Annotated in this window: 12 protein-coding genes and 1 pseudogene; 8 read left to right on the top strand and 5 right to left on the bottom strand. The window is 71.3% G+C overall.

Annotated features, from left to right (window positions below):
• The first annotated feature begins 67 nt into the window (after positions 1-67).
• Positions 68-805 (top strand): hypothetical protein, encoded by a 738-nt coding sequence (locus tag BCD49_RS00895; protein ID WP_007508876.1) that lies wholly within the window; start codon positions 68-70, stop codon positions 803-805.
• A gap of 12 nt (positions 806-817) precedes the next feature.
• Here the strand turns inward: BCD49_RS00895 and BCD49_RS00900 are convergent, their stop codons facing one another.
• On the bottom strand, positions 818-4,216 hold the full coding sequence (locus BCD49_RS00900; protein WP_083401177.1) for an ATP-binding cassette domain-containing protein: 3,399 nt from the start codon (positions 4,214-4,216) through the stop codon (positions 818-820).
• 882 nt (positions 4,217-5,098) lie between these two features.
• On the opposite strand from BCD49_RS00900, the gene BCD49_RS00905 reads away from it, so the two are divergent.
• From BCD49_RS00905 to BCD49_RS46270, 3 genes and pseudogenes are all read left to right on the top strand, one after another.
• Entirely contained in the window at positions 5,099-5,605 is a 507-nt protein-coding gene (locus BCD49_RS00905) for a universal stress protein (RefSeq protein WP_051466115.1), read from the top strand.
• Between the two features lie 189 nt (positions 5,606-5,794).
• Positions 5,795-7,288 (top strand): annotated as a pseudogene (locus BCD49_RS46265) (circularly permuted type 2 ATP-grasp protein); the annotation flags it as partial.
• A gap of 57 nt (positions 7,289-7,345) precedes the next feature.
• Positions 7,346-8,290 carry an alpha-E domain-containing protein gene (locus BCD49_RS46270; protein ID WP_198939417.1) on the top strand — a complete coding sequence of 315 codons (945 nt, stop codon included), beginning with the start codon at positions 7,346-7,348 and terminating at the stop codon, positions 8,288-8,290.
• A gap of 14 nt (positions 8,291-8,304) precedes the next feature.
• On the opposite strand, the gene BCD49_RS00915 is transcribed toward BCD49_RS46270, so the two are convergent.
• Together BCD49_RS00915 and BCD49_RS00920 are read right to left on the bottom strand one after the other, a co-directional pair.
• Positions 8,305-8,814: a methyltransferase family protein gene (locus BCD49_RS00915; protein ID WP_027140198.1), complete on the bottom strand. Its 510-nt coding sequence runs from the start codon at positions 8,812-8,814 to the stop codon at positions 8,305-8,307.
• An 87-nt stretch (positions 8,815-8,901) separates the two neighbouring features.
• The gene (locus tag BCD49_RS00920) at positions 8,902-9,795 is read right to left on the bottom strand and encodes an LLM class flavin-dependent oxidoreductase (protein ID WP_007508885.1); all 894 of its coding nucleotides are present in this window, start codon (positions 9,793-9,795) and stop codon (positions 8,902-8,904) included.
• Between the two features lie 230 nt (positions 9,796-10,025).
• Between BCD49_RS00920 and BCD49_RS00925 the strand changes: the two genes are divergently transcribed.
• A complete protein-coding gene (locus tag BCD49_RS00925; RefSeq protein WP_007508887.1) occupies positions 10,026-10,688 on the top strand; it encodes a hypothetical protein in 663 nt (220 codons plus the stop codon).
• Here the strand turns inward: BCD49_RS00925 and BCD49_RS00930 are convergent.
• The gene (locus BCD49_RS00930; RefSeq protein ID WP_007508889.1) at positions 10,643-11,296 is read right to left on the bottom strand and encodes a TetR/AcrR family transcriptional regulator; all 654 of its coding nucleotides are present in this window, start codon (positions 11,294-11,296) and stop codon (positions 10,643-10,645) included. The two genes, BCD49_RS00925 and BCD49_RS00930, sit on opposite strands and share 46 nt — an antisense overlap.
• Positions 11,297-11,370: 74 nt before the next feature.
• Here BCD49_RS00930 and BCD49_RS00935 point away from each other — a divergent pair, with 74 nt between their 5' ends.
• Together BCD49_RS00935 and BCD49_RS00940 are read left to right on the top strand one after the other, a co-directional pair.
• Positions 11,371-11,886, top strand: coding sequence for an ester cyclase (locus BCD49_RS00935; protein WP_007508891.1), 516 nt, complete (start codon positions 11,371-11,373; stop codon positions 11,884-11,886).
• A gap of 118 nt (positions 11,887-12,004) precedes the next feature.
• Positions 12,005-13,579, top strand: coding sequence for an alpha/beta hydrolase family protein (locus tag BCD49_RS00940; RefSeq protein ID WP_106410361.1), 1,575 nt, complete (start codon positions 12,005-12,007; stop codon positions 13,577-13,579).
• 188 nt (positions 13,580-13,767) lie between these two features.
• Here the strand turns inward: BCD49_RS00940 and BCD49_RS00945 are convergent, their stop codons facing one another.
• Positions 13,768-14,649 carry a helix-turn-helix domain-containing protein gene (locus tag BCD49_RS00945; RefSeq protein WP_007508896.1) on the bottom strand — a complete coding sequence of 294 codons (882 nt, stop codon included), beginning with the start codon at positions 14,647-14,649 and terminating at the stop codon, positions 13,768-13,770.
• 188 nt (positions 14,650-14,837) lie between these two features.
• Here BCD49_RS00945 and BCD49_RS00950 point away from each other — a divergent pair, with 188 nt between their 5' ends.
• The gene (locus tag BCD49_RS00950; RefSeq protein ID WP_007508898.1) at positions 14,838-15,494 is read left to right on the top strand and encodes an NADPH-dependent FMN reductase; all 657 of its coding nucleotides are present in this window, start codon (positions 14,838-14,840) and stop codon (positions 15,492-15,494) included.
• Positions 15,495-15,496 lie beyond the last annotated feature (2 nt).

The raw sequence follows: 15,496 nt of genomic DNA on the forward strand, positions 1-15,496 counted from the left end.
CGGGTGCCGCGGGGCAGGCGGCCGGCAGGCACTTTCGGCGTACTTCGGCCCTTCCTACGGTCCGGGCATGTTCTTTCTTCTCCGTTTCGGAGCGGTCAGCGGCCTGTTGGCCGGCCTTTTCATCGCGGTGCCCGGCCTGATCGAGGCGTTCACCGGCGAGACCCTCGCCACCAGCCTGGTACTCGCCGTCTCGCCGGCCCTGGCGGTCCCGCTGCTACCGGCGCTGCGTCTCGGCCTGCTGGCCGCGGGCGACCGGCGCCGGCTGGCCAGGCCGCGCCATCCGGATGCGGCCCACCCGTCCGGCTCCACGGGCGGGGGCGGTGGTGGCGGCGATGAAACCGGTGACGGCGGCGCCTTCGCCGACGCCGCGTTCGCGGTCAATCTGCTCGGGCTCGGGCTGTTCGGCGGTGCCGCCTACGCCCTGAACGTCGTCGTCTACCCGCTCGGCGACGACACGCACCTCGCCGCGGCGAGCCGCGGCGCACTGCTGGTCAGCGCCGCCGTCTTCGTCGTCGGCGTGGTGCTGTTCGGGATCGCCCTGCTGCGCGCCGGCACCTACCCGCGCACACCGGTCTGGCTCTACCTGCTGGGGTTTCCGCCGTTCGCGCTCGCAGCCCGGCTGCCGGACACGCCGGTGACCAGCGTGCTGCACGTGCTCGTCGGAGTCGCCGTCGGCTGGCTCGCCCTGTCCTGCTGGCGGCTTGCCCGCGAGGGCCGGGAAGGCGGGCCGATCCCCGCGCCGCCCGGCCCCTCGACCGGCGTGACAACCCGATCTTCCCTGCCGGCGGTGACCATCGCGCCGTGAGGTCCGCGCCGGTCAGTGCCCGTGCCCGTGCCCGTGCCCGCGCGCGTGCGCGTGCGCGCGGGCACGGCCGCGCCGGGCGCTCAGGGGGTCGAGGCGACGCAGCAGCCGGGCCGCGACCACACCGCATACGAGACCGATGAGGACGACGACGCCGAGGTCGGTGAGGTAGGTCGCCGCCGTGTGCCTCCACAGCGGGTCGACCGGAATTCCGGGGGCGAACCGCTCGTCGCCAATCCGCTGGACCGTGATGAGGTCGACCACCGAGGCCGAGGCGCCGTACCCCCAGCGGGCGGGGAAGAGCCAGGAGATCTGTTCCAGGCCAGCCTTTCCCGCCAACGGCATCATCGCGCCCATGAACACCAGCTGCGCCATCGCGACCACGACCAACGGCGGCAGTGTCTTGTCCGCGTTGTCGACCAGCGCGGACACGGCGAGGCCCATCATCGCCGAGGTGATCGCGGTGGCCGCCGTCGCGATCATGATTTCCACCAGCGGTATGCCGATGACGACGCCGTGACCCGTGATCTTCATGCCCGCCAGCCCGACCAGGGTGAGCACGACGCTCTGCACCGTGGTGATGATTCCGAGCACCGCGACCTTGGACACGAGGTAAGCCGCCGTGGACAGGCCGATGCCGCGTTCTCGGCGGTAGATCTCGCGTTCCTTGACGAGTTCCCGGATCGAGTTGGACATGCCCATGAAACAGGCCATGAGGATGAGGACCAGCAGGATCGACGGTGCGGCGGTGTTCGCCTTCGCCGGGTTGGTCGACACAGCCAGGCCGTAGGCCGCCGGCAGCGTCCGCGGTATCAGGCCGAGCACGATCGGATACGCGACCAGTAGCCGCAGATAGGACGGGTCCGAGGCGATGACCCGCAGATATCGACGGCTCAGCGTCAGCGCCTGGGAAATCACCGACTGCTGGCGAATGCTCTCCAACGGCGCCGGCCGTGGCCTGGGCACGGTCGCCGAGCCCCGGATGAAGTACTTCGAGTTCCGGTACCGGTGGGCGATCTTGACGGCGGTCGTCGGGTTCTTGAGCAGGTGGAACGCGTCCGACCAGTTGTCGCGGCGGAAGAACTCGAGCGCGTTCGCCGGCGGGCCGAAGTAGGCGACGTGACCGCCCTTGGCGAGCACCAGCAGGTAGTCGCAGTGGTCGAGGTTGGCGACGCTGTGGGTGACGACGACGACGGTCCGGCCGCCGTCGGCGAGCCGGCGCAGYGAACCCATGACCTCCTTGTCGAGGTCGGGATCGAGGCCCGACGTGGGCTCGTCGAGGTACAGCAAGGTCGGCTGGGTGAGCAGTTCCAGCGCGACGCTGGTCCGCTTGCGTTGACCGCCGGAAAGCTTCGAGACCTTCAGCTCAGGCAGGTCGACGCCCCTGGGCACCTCCTCGTCGAGGCCGTCCGCCTGGTCGTCGACGTCATCGAGGTCGTCATGATCGCCGTCCGGGCCGCGAGCACCGGCCGAACGGCGGCGGTGCCCGCCCGCATCCTCGGAATCCGGGCTGGAACGCCCTGCCCGCGCCTCGGCCGTCCGGTTGGTGAGGCCGAGCTCGACGAGGACCTCGTCGATCCGCCTGGCGCGTTCCTGCCTGGTGGTCTCGGCCGGGAAACGCAGCTGGGCGCCGTATTCGAGGGCCTGGCGGACGGTGAGGGTGGTGTGCAGGATGTCGTCCTGCGGGACGTAGCCGATGCGGCGGCGCAGTTCGTCGTACTCGGCGTAGAGGTCGCGGCCGGAGTAGCGGACGGTTCCGAGGCTGGCCGGGCGGAAGCCGGTCAGGGCGCCCAGCAGCGTCGACTTGCCGGCGCCGCTCGGACCGATCACGCCCAGCAGGGCACGCCCGGGCAGGCGGAAGGTGACGTCGTGCAGCAGCCGGGTCTCGCCGACGTCGACGCACAGCCCGTCCACCTGGAAGGTCACGTCACCGCGGTCGAGGTACTCGACCAAGCGGGTGGGCACCGCGTTCTTCTCCGTCGAGGCGGYGCCGGTGTGGAAGACGTGGTGACCGATCGAGAAGAAGTCCCCGATCCGCAGCCAGGCCCGGTCGACCCGGTGGCCGTTGACGAACGTGCCGTTCGCCGAGTCCAGGTCGACGATCTCGACACCCTCGGCGTCGACGAACAGGGCCGCGTGCTCCCGCGACGCCAGCAGGTCCCCGACGACGACGTCGCTCGACAGCGCCCGTCCAATCACCGTTCGGCCCGGCCGCAACGTGTGGATCCGGCCAAGCCCCGCGCCGACATCCGGCGCGTCGCCCTCGGCCGGCGGCATCCGGGGCCCCGATCCGGGGCGCGCCTTCTTGGGCAGCAGCGTTGGGCGCTCGTGATGGCGCTTGACCTCGGAAGGGACGACGGTGCCCGGGGCGGCGACGGGCGGTGCTCCGGCCGGGTCGGCGAGGTTCGGCACCCTCGCCGCCAGGTCCGACCGATCTGTGACGAGGGCTCCCGGCGGGTCCCAGGAATCCGGGACGGACGGCCGGGACGGGTACTGGTCGTGCTGATCCCGGTCCCACGGCCGGGTGCGGGACGCCGCGGGTGGCGGCTCCCAGGATCCCGCGGGGACGGTCGGGGCCGGGGCAGGCGAGACCTGTGCGGCCGGGAGATCAGTGGGAGACGGGGCCTCCCGGGTGTTCCAGGAAGCGGCGGGGGCGGACACGGCCCACGGGTCCCCGGGCGAGCCGGCGTCCGGCATGGGCTGGGCGGCGTCCCAGGGGCTGGCGGGCGGTGCGGCCGTCTGGGTGTCCCAGGGCCCGGCGGGGAACGGAGTGGCCGGCGGCTCCCAGGAACTGGTGGAGGGCGAGGCCGCCCACGGCTCCGACCTGGTGGGGGGCGAGGCCGCCTGCGGGTCCCAGGGCCCGATCGGGATCGACGAGACCCGTGGTTCCCAGGTCCCCACGGGCGTCGGCACGGCGGGCTGGGTCCAGGGCCCGGCGGAGTCCCAGGACCCATCGGAATCCCGGTGCTCGGCCGGCTGCCCCCAAGGGCTCGCCCGCGGCCGCTCCGACGGATCGGGGTGGTGCGGCTGGCCGACGGGTTCGTCCACCGCGGTGACGGACACCGCCAGCGCCGACGAACGCGGGGTGGCCGGACCAGCCGTCGGGTGCGGGACCAGTGTGAGCATCGGGCCGTCCGGCGCGCCGAGCCGCAGGCGCGACTCCTCGTGGATCAGGACGCGTCCGACCCGCCAGCCGTCCTGCCAGGTGCCGAAGGTGCTGACGTCGACCGCGGCCCAGCCCTCGGGGGTCGACTCGATGAGCAGGTGACGCCGGGAGACCCGGTCGTTCGCCAGCAGGGGGTCACCGCCGGTCGTCCGTCCGATGACGCACGACTGGCCTTCCGGAACGACGGCCACGATCTCGTGCCCGCTGCGGACGGTCAGCCCGGCTGACATCGTTACCCCCGCTTCCATGACCCCCCTGCATGATGGCTTCCGCGGATGTCAGCGCACGCAATGTGTGTGCCAGCTGTCCGCGGAGGAACTGTCTATCGGCGGACAATCAACCGCCGGTGGGGGTCGCCGCGTAGCCGCGACGTGCGCGTCCGTGACCTGTGTGTTCGCGCGCATGCCGAACTCAGCGGCCGCTGTGGGCCTGACGGGCCGCGTGCGGTGGCGCCTGTTCGGAGAATGGCCTTTCCAACAGGACGACGCCTGGGGCGGGTCGATCCTGGGTGGTGAGCACTGGGCGAGCATAACCCGACATATCGGCGACCCCAACCGACGGCTGGACGGCGCGGATGTGGATCGTCAGCTCTCCGCCCATGCCCCGTATGATCATGTCTGTGGCTGGCGAGCCGAGCCGCCAGGCCGTCCCGCCCCATCCCGTTCCGTCCCGCTCAGCGCCGCGCGGCGGCGCGCAGCTTGCGCTGTTGATCGATGGCCTCGTCGCGCCGTCTTTGTAGTGCCGGGTGCATGACGCGTCGCGGGCGTCAGCTCGCGTTCTGCAGCCGTGAGGAGCGGGGCCAGGCCGTCCTGGACGACGTCGCCCTCCTCGACGCGAGACCAGAACGCGCGGGTGGTCCATGAACGGGCGGGCGGCGTCGACGAGGGCTCGGGCGTGGCCTTCGTCGTGGCCTGAGTTCGACGACGCGGACCTGTCTGCGCGGTAAGGCGTTTCTTCAGGCTGGTTATCATCCGGTTTCGTTGTGGTTACGCGATGGCTGTCGCATGCCGCGGTAATCGACGTTCACGGTTGTGTGAGCCGGTGAGACCGTGCTGGCCAGGATATTGGTCCCGGCCAGCGCGGGGCGAGGGGGCATGGTCGAAGACCCGAATCCGAGTGATGGTGATGTCATGCCAAACTATGACGAGAAGATAAGCGGAAACCAGCTTCTGAACCGTGCAACCGGCGAGACCAGCGAAGCGGACTCGACTATCGCCGCGCCCCGGGTGGTCGTCGGGATCGACGGGTCGTCGGCGTCCGTGTCGGCCCTGCGGTGGGCCGCCGCCGAGGCGAGGCGTCGCGGAGCGCGCCTGTCCGTCGTCGTCGCCTACCGTCACGACATCATGTTGCAGCCGCCGCGCGGCAGTGACGCGTGGCATGGCGCGAGGGACGTCCTCGACCGTGCCCTGCTCGCCGCCGGTGTGGACCCCGACCACGTCGAGGCGCATGTGATCGACGGATCGCCCGCCGCGAGTCTGGTTGCCGTGTCACACCGCGCGGACCTGCTCGTCATCGGTCATCAGGAGCACGGACCGCTGAGCCGGACCCTGCTCGGCGCGGTGAACACGGACCGCGACACCTTCTTCCGCTGCCCGGTCGTCGTCGTCCCGCCCGGGTGTGAGGAACAGGCCCGGTGAGCGGGCKCCACGAACGGGGTGAATGGTGGCTAGGCCGACGTGGAGGCAATGGATGATCAAACGCACGTTGGAGATTTCCTGTCAAGTGCGCTCTGGCCTGTCTGAGATGCCCGGTGTAGGTGACAGCTCGAGCCCAAAGAACTTCCCTGCCGTCATGACCCCGTAACAGGATAAACCTACGCTGATGTTATGGCGGATCTTTTTGAGAAATACTTTGCCGAGTTCGCGGATTCGGCCGCCTGGGACGAGGTTTTTGAAGACGTCGAGCGGCCGCGGCAGGGATATACGGCGCTGCACGACACCCTTCGGCTGCTCGGCGGGAGGGACCTGGCGGTGCGCAAAGCGGTTCTTGACCGGGCCTTCCGGAACGCCGGAATAACCTTTGATCTCGGGGGTCAGGAACGCCCGTGGCCGCTGGATCTCGTTCCCCGGCTGCTGGGCGCGGCCGAGTGGGACGTCATCGAACGCGGGGTGGCCCAGCGGGTCCGCGCTCTGGAGGCGTTCCTCGCGGATGTGTACGGAGCCGGCGGAGTGTTCGAGGACGGCGTCGTGCCGCGCCGGCTCGTGGCCAGCAGTCCCAACTACCACCGGGCCGCACACGGCATCCAGCCGCCGCGCGACGTCCGTGTGCATGTCGCCGGCATCGACCTGGTCCGTGACGAGGAAGGCCGGTTTCGGGTCCTCGAGGACAACGTCCGTGTGCCGTCCRGGGTGAGCTACGTGCTGGAGAACCGGCACGCGATGACGAAGGTGTTTCCGGAGGTGTTCGCCGCGCATCGGGTGCGGCCGGTCGCGGACTATGCCGTGTACCTGCTCGCCGCCCTGCGTGCCACCGCGCCGGTGGGTGTCGACGATCCCACCGTGGTGCTGCTGACCCCGGGTATCCACAATGCGGCCTACTTCGAGCACACCTTGCTCGCCCGGCAGATGGGTGTGGAACTGGTCGAGGGCCGCGACCTGGTGGTCCGTGACAACCAGGTTTTCATGCGGACCACCGTCGGCGAACGACCTGTGCACGTCATCTACCGCCGGGTCGACGATGACTGGCTGGACCCGCTGCATTTCCGCGCCGAATCGGTGGTCGGCTGCCCGGGCCTGCTGGGTGCTGCCCGGGCCGGCCGGGTCACCCTCGCCAACGCCGTCGGCAACGGCGTCGCCGACGACAAGCTCATCCACACCTACATCCCGGACCTCATTCGTTACTACCTCGGCCAGACGCCGGTCCTCGAGAACGTCGACAGCTACCGGCTTGAGAACCCGGATCATCGGGCGTACGTCCTGGACCACCTGGACTCGCTCGTGCTCAAGCCCGTCGACGGCTCCGGTGGGAAGGGCATCGTCATCGGTCCCCAGGCCGACGACACGGAGCTCGACCTGCTGCGTCGGCGGATCGAGCACAACCCCCGCGGCTGGATCGCGCAGCGCGTGGTGCAGTTGTCCGTCTCGCCGACCCTCGTCGACGGCAGGTTGGCACCCCGCCACGTCGACCTGCGACCATTCGCCGTCCACGACGGTGACACGGTCCGGGTGCTACCGGGCGGGCTGACCCGGGTCGCCCTGCCTCGCGGCGGCCTGATCGTGAACTCCAGCCAGGGTGGCGGCTCCAAGGACACCTGGGTACTTGCCGACGAGCGTTCGCCCCGCGCATCCGTCACAGCACACAGCATTCCTTCGCCCCGCGTGCCATGGCGAAACGAGTCAGGCCGCCCGGCGCAACCGGCCGATCGCGACGGGCACGGCATGCTCAGCCGCGTCGCCGAGTCCCTGTTCTGGATGGGCCGGTACACCGAGCGGGCCGAACTCACCGCCCGCATCCTCGACGTCCATCTGCAGCGGGTCATGGAAGACCCATGGCTCGACGAATCGGCCGCGTGCCGGGCCTTGCTCACCCACCTGGGGATGGCCGCGCCCACGGTGGAGCTGGACTCGCACCGGCTGATGGAGACGCTGGGCTACGACCGCGAGAACCGCTCCAGCGTCGCCGGCGCCCTGACCGCGGCCCGCGAGAACGCCCGCGGCGCCCGCGACGTGATCTCCAGCGAGGTCTGGGAGTGCCTCAACGCCACCTGGCTCGACCTGCCGAAACAGCGGGAGGAAGCTGGCGCCGCCGGCCCGCACCTGTTCTGCCGCCACGTCCGCCAGCGCACCGCCATGCTCACCGGCCTGATCGACGCCACCGTCTCCCGTGACGACGGGCGACGATTCCTCGAACTGGGCTGGAACCTGGAACGTGCCGCCATGACCACCCGGCTGCTGTCCTTCTGTCTGGGCGACCCCGCCGTCCACAGCTCATGGGTCGCCCTGCTGCGCTCCTGCGGAGCACACGAAGCCTTCCTGAAGACCTACCGGCATGCCGCCGACGGCCCGATCGTGGCGGAGTTCCTGCTCCTCGACCGGCTCTTTCCCCGCTCGGTCTACTCCTCACTGCGCGCCGCCGAGCGGCTGCTCGCGGAACTGGACACGGCAGGCGGACCATCCCGCTCCGGCCTCGACGACCCGGCCCGCCGCGCCATCGGCCGCGCCCGCACCGACCTGGAGTTCCAGCGCATCGAGGACATCRCCGACGGCCTGCCGGACCTGCTGGCCCGGCTCCAGCAGACCTGTTCCACCGTCAGCGGCCACATCGGCGGGCGCTACTTCACCCAGCCCGGGCCGTTCACCTGGGCAGCCGGAACCTCCGTGTGAGCGGATGCGTCCGCTCAGGCCGGCGGGGTCCACGGGCGCGGGCGAGGGGTCCAGGCGGGGACGTGCGCGCGGTAGGTCTCGTACGCGGCGCCGAAGCGGGCGCGCAGCGTMGGCTCCTCGTAGAAGTGGACGAAGGCGGCGACGGCGGCCATGAACAGGGCCGCGTAGCCCAGCAGGACCGGCTGGCCGAGCAGCAGTGCCTGACCGATGATCGTCGCCGCGACGGCACAGTACATGGGGTTGCGTACGTATCGGTACAGTCCGCCGACGACCAGCCTCGCCGTCGGCGCGACCGGCGCCGGGGTCCCGCGTCCCTCGGTCGCGAACCGGGCGAACGCCTGGACGACCACCACCGCCCCGCAGACGAGGAGCGCCCCACCCAGCACCCGAACCGGCAGGAGCCAGGGCTGATCCGCCGCGAGGAACCGCCATCTCGTCAGCGCCCAGGGGATCACGCCGGCCATGACGCCGGGCGCCGCCAGGAAGAACGCCGCGCTGCCGGCGGCGGCAGTCGATCGATGCACGGCTGCAAGTGTCCGCCCGCCACCCAGGCTGTCAAGACAGAGTCTTTCGGTTGGCTTCTGGTCGCCGAGAGACGTGCTTGCCTGCACCTACCGGGGTCCGACCAGCAGGCGGCGTAGCCCTGCGGCGAGCCCGTCGAGGCGGGCGAGCTGGTCGCGCACCTCGGCGGGCGTGATCCCGGGGACGTGCAGGCGGACGTTGACGGCGTCGCAGCCCGCGGCGATCACGTCGGCCGCCAGCCGTTCGGCCAGGGCGCCCGGGTCGTCGTCGCAGATCAGGGCGTCGTCCGACCAGTGTGAGACCGCCGTCGGCGCCGCGTAACCGCGGTAGACCTGTACCTGCCTGTCCTGGCGGCTGGTCGGCGGCGTACCGAGCCAGATCCGGCGGACGAGGACGCGGGCCCGCTTGCCGCCTGCCTCCCGGTAGGCGTCGGCGAGCTGGCGGCAGCGCCCAAGGGCGGACATCGAGTCGAAGAGCAGGCCGACGTCGGCGGCCGCGGCGCGGCGCACGGCCGCCGGGCTCATGGCCGCGCTGACGAGCGGTATCGGGGCGTCGGCGCAGGCCGCGACGGCCGGATCGTTGGCCAGCCGCCCCGGGTCGCGACCGGACAAGGCGCCCGCCACGTCCGCGAGCCCGGCGGCGAAGCGCCGCGTCAGCCCGTCCTTGGTGGTCTCGAGGATGTCGAAGTCGTCCCGCAGCGATCCGGCGGCGACGCCCAGGCCAACGCGGCCCGGAAACCGGGCCGCCAGCCACGCCGTCTCCTCGATGACCAGTGCCGTCGGTCGCAGCGGGAGCAGCAACGGGCAGGCGGCCGCCCAGCCCGCGGTCATGGCTTCCAGGGCCCAGCCGGCCAGCTGCAACGGGTTGGGGAGGTAACCGGGGAATCCGCCGTGGTGCTCGCTGGTCATGACGCCGTCGAAACCGGCCTCGGTGGCCAGCGCGGCCTGTACCCGCAGCTCGGCCACCGTCTGCTGGGCGCTCATCGGTGGCTCCACGGCATGCGGATAAAGCCGTAACGAAACCGAACCGGCCGACAGCGGCCCGAGCGGCGTCTCGACAGCACCCACGGCCGACCGCACCTCCACTCGCCCCGGCGACCTGCCGCGACCGCCCCACGCTGCGTGGTCACCGTAATCCCCGCTGGCTGGAACGGGGGCGGATCGGTCAGGAATGGAGAAGCGTTGGGTGGTGGGCCGCACCTAGCGTGATCGGCATGGCTTCCATCGAATCCGTCACCCTTGAGGTGGCCGACCCCGCCGCCGCCAGCAGCTTCTACAGCGCCGCCTTCGACCTGGGCGACCAGATCGGCCTTCGGGCCTCGGACGAGCCGACGACCGGCTTCCGTGGGTTCACGTTGTCACTCACGGTGTCCCAGCCGGCCGACGTCGACAGCCTTGTCGGCACGGCCCTCGACGCCGGTGCCTTGCCACTGAAGCCGGTGGCGAAGTCGTTCTGGGGCTATGGCGGTGTCGTCCAGGCCCCGGACGGGACGATCTGGAAGATCGCGACCTCGGCGAAGAAGGACAGCGGCCCGGCCAGCCGGGAGATCGACCAGATCGTGCTCCTGCTGGGAGTCGCCGACGTGGTGGCGAGCAAGCGGTTCTACGCGGACCGCGGCCTCGCCGTCGGGAAGAGCTTCGCCCGCATGTACGTCGAGTTCGACACTCCGTCCAGTCCCGTCAGGCTGGCGCTCTACCGGCGCCGCGCGCTCGCCAAGGACGCCGGGGTCTCTCCCGACGGGACCGGATCGCACCGGCTCGTGATCGGTGGCGACGCCGCGCCCTTCACCGACCCGGACGGGTTCGCGTGGGAGGCCTCGCCGGCAGCCGATCAGGTCAGGCCGGCGACCAGGGTGTCGGCGAGCCAGCGTTCGTAGTCGTCGTGGGACCAGCCGCGTTCCACGACGAGGAGGCGGTACAGGTCGGGTGAGATGAGTGCCCAGACCGTGTCGCGGGCGTGGCCGAGGTCGAGGCCGGGGCGCAGGCCGCCGGTCTCGGCGAGGTGGCTGACGATGCCGGTGGCGCCCGCCAGGCGCTCCTGGTCGGTGGTGGCGGTCAGCGCCTCGAGATCGGGGTCGCCACCGCTGCGCGCCCCCGCCAGCAGCGCCCCCGTCAGTGGCCCGATCCGCTCGGACAGCGACCGGGCGATGGCGGCGTAGCGGCGCAGTTTCGACGCCGGATCCGGGTCGGCGCGCAGCGCCTTGAGCTCTGGCCGGTCCACCAGGGGAACCGGTTCGTCGTCGCCGACCACCGCGACGTCGTAGACGGCCTTGACCAGGGCCGCCTTGGTGCCGAACGCCTTGTAGACGGTCTCGACGGAGACGCCGGCGGCGCGGGCGATGTCGGTCATCGTGGTGGCGCGGTAGCCCTGGGCCAGCAGCAGGTCGTGGGTCGCGGCGACGATCTGCCGGCGGTTGCGCCGCGCCTGTTCGGCCCGGCCCCGGTTGTCGTATCCGCGACGGCCCTTGGCGTGATCCTCCATCATTCCTTACTGTCCTCATTTAACGAATACAGGGAGCATGTATTCAACTTCGACACTAGACCATCACGAGGTGACCCATGCAAGGCACAATCTCGCTCACGGCGCTGGCGCGACGCAGCATCGAGATCATGGCGACCGGTGACTTCGACGACTTCGTCGAGGTCGTGCACCCGCTGGCCGCCAACCGGGAGGCGGAGCAGGAACCCCCGGCCTGCCGCGGCCAGGGGCCGGAGGCCTTCTTCGCCACCGCCCAGTGGTTGCGATCCGCCTACGCCGATCTGCACTGGGAGGTGCATGACACGGTGGAACAGGGCGACGTCGTGGCGCTGCACTGCACGATGAGCGGCCGGCACGTCGACCCGTTCGCCACCTACGACGCCGAGGGGCGTGTCGAGCGGGCCTTCCCGCCGACCGGGCGGCGTTTCGCCACCACGCAGACGCACTGGTTCCGCGTCGCCGAGGGGAAGGTCATCGAGCACTGGGCCAACCGCGACGACCTGGGCACCGCCACCCAGCTGGGCTGGGTCCCGCCGACGCCGGCCTACCTGATCCGCTCGGCCCTGGCCACCCGCCGGGCCCGCCGGGCCGGGTAGACGATCTACCGGTAGCACGAGTGAGACGGCACTGTTAGCCTCAGCAGGTTCTTTTATCTGTTTCAACCAGGTGAACCTGGCACGTATCGCCTGGCTCTGGCCGTCTGAGGTGCGGATGATGGCACGTCCCAACCGGCTTCCTCCTCGACGTCCAGTGTGGCTGGCGGCTGCCGCGGTCCTCACCTCGCTGGCGCTCGCCGCCTGCGGCGGCTCCGGTGATGCGAAGCCGGAGGCTGCGCGGGCCGCCGGCGCCGCGCCGGCCGTCGCGGGCACGGGCCCGGCGGTGGCCGCCAGAACGGTGAAGGTGGCGTCGTTCGACGACACCCAGATCGTGACGCACTTCTTCCCGGCCACCGGCCTGCGGGCCGGTGGCCGCGCTCCCACCGTGCTGGACGGCCCCGGCTGGGGTCAGCCCGGTGAGACCGACCCGGCGACGGGCAGCATCGCGCCGCTGGTGGCCGCCGGCTACAACGTCGTGACGTGGGATCCGCGCGGATTCGGCGGGTCCGGCGGCGCCGCGCACACCGACTACGCGCCGTTCGAGGGCCGCGATGTGGCGGCGCTGGTCGCCTGGCTCGCCCGGCAGCCGGAGACGCAGCTGGACGCGGCTGGCGACCCTCGGGTCGGCATGGTCGGAGGCAGCTACGGCGGGGCGATCCAGTTCATCGCCGCGGCGTCCGACCCGCGCATCGACGCGATCGTCCCGGCCATCGCGTGGAACACCCTGACCGAGAGCCTCTATCCCGACGGGGCGAACAAGGCCGGCTGGGGCGGCCTGCTGTGCCGGATCGGCCAGAGCGGCAAGAACCGCCTCGACACGCATGTGACCGACGCCTGCCGGGCGGCCACCACCTACGCCCAGCCGTCGGCGGAGATCGTGGACTGGTATGCCGACCACGGCCCGGCGTCGTTGCTCGGGAAGATCCGGGTGCCGACGCTGATCATCCAGGGCACCGTGGACACACTCTTCCCGCTCGCCGAGGGCGTCGAGAACTACCAGGCACTGCGTGGCCGGGTGCCGCTGAAGATGGTCTGGTTCTGCGGCGGCCACGGCACGTGCCTGACGAATCCCGGGCCGGCCGACCACATCGAGCAGCTCACGATCAGCTGGCTCGACCGGTACCTCCGGCAGCGCCAGGGCACGGTGACCGGGCCGGGATTCGAGTACGTCGACGACACCGGTACCTGGTACGGCGCCGACTCGTACCCGCTCGCCGCCGCAGGCTCGCTCGCCGCCACCGGCCAGGGCACCCTCGCCCTCGACCCGAGCGCGACGTCCGGGTCGGCGACCGCCGCCGCGCCGGCCGCCGCCGGCACGTCCGTCGAGGTCGCGGTCCCGCCGCCGTCGGCCGTGGGCGCGATCGTCGGCGCGCCCAAGCTCACGGTCGCCTACCACGGCACCGCCCAACCGGCCGGCGCGGTCGTGTACGCCCAGCTCGTGGACGCCGACCGGCACGTCGTCGTCGACAACCAGGCGGTCCCGGTCCAGCTCCGCCTCGACGGGCAGCAGCACAGCGTCGACGTCGACCTCGCGACGGTCGCCTGGCACGTGACGCCCGGCAGCCACCTGGTGCTGCAGGTGGTCGCCGGATCGGCCCTGTTCGCGCCGCAGACCGCCCGGGCCAGCGTCTCGCTCTCGCTATCCCTGACCGTCCCGCTGTCAAAGACCGGCACTCCCGTTCCAGCCTCCTGACCGCCTCCCGGGGATCCCGGACGTCCTGTCAGACATCCGGGGCGCGAAACGGTGCTGGTCGTGGCTCTGGTGTCTGACGGGATTCCCCATGACGTCGGACAGGATGAGCGCGCGGCAGTACCCGCGCGGGGCGACCGTCGCCGGGCACGGCGCCAGGGCGAAAGCGCGGACCGTCCGGTCCGATCGCCTCAGCTGGCGGCCGCGCCACCGTCGACGAGGCGGAGGCGGGTGGGAGCGGTGGTGACGGTGGGTGTCTCGGGCAGCCCGTCGAAGACGGCGGTGGTGTGCGCGTCGGCGGCCAGCCAGACGATCAGCCGCTGGTCGAGCAGGTCGCCGAGCAGCATCACCTCGTACTCGATGGTGAGCACGCCCACGCCCGGGTGGGCCAGCTGCTTGGTCCCGTGGCGTTTCTCGGCGACCTCGTGGCTGGACCACCGCGCGCGGAACTCCGGATGGGCGGACAGCTCGGTGACGAGGGCGGCCAGTCGCGGGTCGTGATCCCAGCGCGTCACCGCGGCGCGAAGCTGCCGGACCTGCTCGGCGGCGGCCGCCGACCAGTCCGGGTACGCGGCCCGGGCCGCCGGGTGCCCGAACACGTACCGGGCGAGGTTGGGACGCGGGCCGTCGAGCATGCCGAGCGGCGCCACGAGCGACGCCCAGGCCGTGTTCCAGCCGAGCAGGTCGCCGTACGGGCTCAGCACCACCGCGGGCGACGGCGCGAGCCGTCGAAGCACCAGCTCGACCGACGGCGTGATCCGGTCGGCGGGAACGCCCACCCCGGCGCAGGGCACGGATCGACCGTCGCGCAGCGCGAGCAGGACGAGATGCTGCCGTTCGTCGGGGGTCAGCCGCAGCGCGGACGCGAGGGCGGTCAGCACCGATGCGGACGGGCTCACATGGCGGCCCTGCTCCAGCCGGCTCAGGTAGTCGATGCTGATGCCCGCAAGGGTGGCGAGCTCCTCGCGCCGCAGGCCAGGCGTGCGCCGCCGGCCGTGCGTGGGCAGCCCCACCTCCGCCGGTAGGACTCGTTCGCGGTGAGCCCGGATGAACTTGGCGAGCTCGGAAGCCATGAGACGAGCCTGGCACATCGGGATCGCGTCAGCCTGGCCCTCGCGTTACCACCGTCCGCTCCCCGGGGTCAGCAGGGTGTTCATCGGCGTCGTGGCCGCGCCGATGGTGATGACGAGTCAGACCCGTTCCGTTCCGTCCAGGCCTCGGCGGCAGCCACGGCCTCGGTGGCAGTCGAAAGGACCTCGTCATGCCCAGGCTGCAGATCATCGTCGGTAGCACCCGTCCCACCCGCGCCGCGGACCTGGTGGTGCCCTGGGTGGTCTCGGAAGCGGACGCCTGCGGGCGGTTCGACCAGGTAGAGGTCCTGGACCTCCGTGACTGGCCGCTGCCGATCTTCGCTGAGCATTTCGGCACCATCGGTGACTTCGCCGACCCGACCTACTCCGCGCCGGTCGTGAAGGCGTGGAACGACAAGATCAAGGAAGGTGACGCCTACCTGGTGATCACGACCGAGTACAACCACAGCATTCCCGGCGTGCTCAAGAACGCCCTGGACAGCGTGTGGGTGTCCTTCGGTTTCCGTAACAAGCCGGTGGCGTCGGTCGGCTACAGCGCGGGAATCTCCGGGGCCATCCGGGCGATCGAGCATCTCGCGCAGATCTTCGTCGAGGCCGAGGCCGTACCGCTGCGCAACTCGGTCGTGCTGCCGGCGGTGAGTACCGCCTTCGGCGACGACGGCCGGCCAGTGGATCCGATGGCGCGGGTCAGCCTGGATCTCCTGCTGGAAGATCTCGAATGGTGGGCGGACGTCCTGCGGTCGGCGCGGGCGCAGGGCGAGCCGGCTCCGAGCCACCTGCGAGTCCAGACGGGACTCGCGGCGCTGACCGAGCCCGCCAGCCGCTGACC

The organism is Pseudofrankia sp. EUN1h, from assembly GCF_001854645.1.
GTDB lineage: Bacteria > Actinomycetota > Actinomycetes > Frankiales > Frankiaceae > Pseudofrankia > Pseudofrankia saprophytica.

Coding starts and splice junctions, on each gene's coding strand:
- BCD49_RS00895 (WP_007508876.1), top strand. CDS start 68: ATGTTCTTTCTTCTCCGTTTCGGAGCGGTCAGCGGCCTGTTGGCCGGC.
- BCD49_RS00905 (WP_051466115.1), top strand. CDS start 5,099: ATGCCAAACTATGACGAGAAGATAAGCGGAAACCAGCTTCTGAACCGT.
- BCD49_RS00920 (WP_007508885.1), bottom strand. CDS start 9,795: ATGAGCGCCCAGCAGACGGTGGCCGAGCTGCGGGTACAGGCCGCGCTG.
- BCD49_RS00925 (WP_007508887.1), top strand. CDS start 10,026: ATGGCTTCCATCGAATCCGTCACCCTTGAGGTGGCCGACCCCGCCGCC.
- BCD49_RS00930 (WP_007508889.1), bottom strand. CDS start 11,296: ATGATGGAGGATCACGCCAAGGGCCGTCGCGGATACGACAACCGGGGC.
- BCD49_RS00935 (WP_007508891.1), top strand. CDS start 11,371: ATGCAAGGCACAATCTCGCTCACGGCGCTGGCGCGACGCAGCATCGAG.
- BCD49_RS00940 (WP_106410361.1), top strand. CDS start 12,005: ATGGCACGTCCCAACCGGCTTCCTCCTCGACGTCCAGTGTGGCTGGCG.
- BCD49_RS00945 (WP_007508896.1), bottom strand. CDS start 14,649: ATGGCTTCCGAGCTCGCCAAGTTCATCCGGGCTCACCGCGAACGAGTC.
- BCD49_RS00950 (WP_007508898.1), top strand. CDS start 14,838: ATGCCCAGGCTGCAGATCATCGTCGGTAGCACCCGTCCCACCCGCGCC.